Consider the following 1974-nt stretch of genomic DNA (forward strand, 5'->3'; position numbering starts at 1 on the left):
GAGCGAACGCGTCCACACCGGACCGTTGATCGATTCGTCGCTGCTCATCAGCGCCGTGTGATGCTGCACGCTGGTGCGCACGATGCTGACGAGCACCCCAGGATCCCGAGTCATGCCGAGGTCCACGAGCTGGGGGATGTTCGGCGCGGGCAGCCCGGAATCGACGATGTGCACCCCGGGGATCGTCTCCGGCGCGACGGTGAAGCCGAGGGGACCGAGCCCGACGCCTGCGTAGTACCGATTGATGTCGTCGATCGCCTGCGTCGCGAAGTACTGCGTTCCGGGGTGGGGTTCGTAGGGCCCGATGGCCCCGACACTCGCCGCGAGGAATCGCGCGTCGACCGTCCCGCCGTGCTTCTCGGCCTCGCTGCCCACCCCGCCGCCGTAGGAGTGCTCGTAGCTCATCGTCCAGAGGTCTGGGTGGGTGGCATCCACTCCCTGAAGGAAGCGCGCGTATTCTCCGCCGCGCTGCTCGGCGAACCGATTCCATTCCGGACCGGCCGTCACGAGGTCGTCGAGTTGCGGCATGGGCCCGGTGAGGACGGTGAACGCGACCACCGATCCGCCGCCGGAGCCGACCTGCCACTCCGCGAAATCCGTGAGGGGTCGCTCGGACATGAACGCCTCCGGCTTCGCGTTCGTGCCGGGGAGGACGAACAGCGCCGCCTTCGCGGTGGACGGGTCGCCCGCCATCTCGGTCAACGAACCGTGCTCCGGATCCCACGCGTACAGCTGCTTCCTCCCGTTCGCCACGTCCTCGAAGTACGCGATCTCGCGGTCGAGGCGCGCCCGCTCCGCACGGCGGTCCAGGACCTCGAGCGCGTTCGCGCGCGAGCGGGGAGCACGCAGCGCCTCGAGTGCCTGCCGTTCCGCGCGCAACTGGCGCAGATGGTCGCTCGCGCGGCCGCGGTTGACGGCCACGCGTTCGGCGATCGGCACCCCGTCGAGGTTTCCGATGACGGCGGGCAGGGCCATGACGAGGGCGCCGACGACCCGGGGATCGAGTCCCGACCACCACTTCGCGATCTCGTCGGGCGCCGTGCGACCGAGGATGACGGACCACTCGGGATGCCGCGACAGCAGGTCGGCGGGATCCGGTGCCAGGGTCAGCCGGTCGAGGATCGCGCGACCGACCGTGTCGGTCGGTGACGCCGGCGAATCGGTGACCTCGGGACTGGCCCAGGCGACGAGCGATGTCCACGACACGTCCGGGATGGCGCGCAGGGCGCGCGCGCAGCGCTCCGTCGCCTCGTCGTAACGCTCGGCGAGCGCAGCGGCGTCACGTCGGAGGGCCTCCTGCCACCGCCGGCGGGCGAGACCATTCATCGTCGCGCCACGGTCGGCGTCGTCGTCCTCCCAGGCGGAGGTCGGAGCTCCGGACGCCTGCGCGTTGAGGATCAGCCCGCGCGCGTACGCGAGATCGTCGAGGTCGTCCGCGTAGCGTTCGAGTGCGCGACACGCGGCCTCGAGCCCGGCGGCGACCTCGCGCCCGACCGGTCGCGTGCTCGTCAGGGACTGGTGCAGGACGTCGGCCTCGGGTGCGCGGTAGAGCTGCGGGACGAGATTCCAGGTGAGGAGCGCTTCCTGCAGGGTCAGCTCGAAGTGGTCCGCCCGGTGCCGCAGCGCCTCCGTCGCCTGACGCACGTGCTCGGCGTTCGCCGGCGGCTCGGGTACCAGCTTCTCACCCGTCACAGTCGTCTCTTCCCGAAGACCGTCGGGTCGAAGGGATTGCCGCTGCCCTCGACGGCCGCAGCGCGCATCCCCGTGTTCGTCGCCATCTCGGCGTCGGCCGTCATGTAGGCGAGCACTGCCGACTGCAGGGCCGCGATGGCGGAGCGACCGCGGCCGACGATCCGGTGAGCCAGGTCGACGCGTGCGTCGGCGACCTCGACGAACCCGACGTGCGCGGACGTCGCCCGGACGAGGGCTTGGGCCGCGGCATCCACTGCCCTCCGGAGGGAGGTCGCCACCTCG

Annotated in this window: 2 protein-coding genes; both read right to left on the reverse strand. The window is 71.2% G+C overall.

From position 1 onward, the window contains the following. Positions 1–1692, reverse strand: a 1692-nt coding sequence (locus I5G_RS23950; protein ID WP_022878519.1) for a hypothetical protein, incomplete at its 3' end; no start/stop codon positions are given. Further along, positions 1689–1974, reverse strand: a 286-nt coding sequence (locus I5G_RS25805; RefSeq protein WP_187288816.1) for a hypothetical protein, incomplete at its 5' end; no start/stop codon positions are given. The genes I5G_RS25805 and I5G_RS23950, both read right to left, overlap by 4 nt.

It is taken from the genome of Microbacterium sp. B19 (genome assembly GCF_000333395.1).
In the GTDB taxonomy this organism is placed as follows: Bacteria; Actinomycetota; Actinomycetes; order Actinomycetales; family Microbacteriaceae; genus Microbacterium.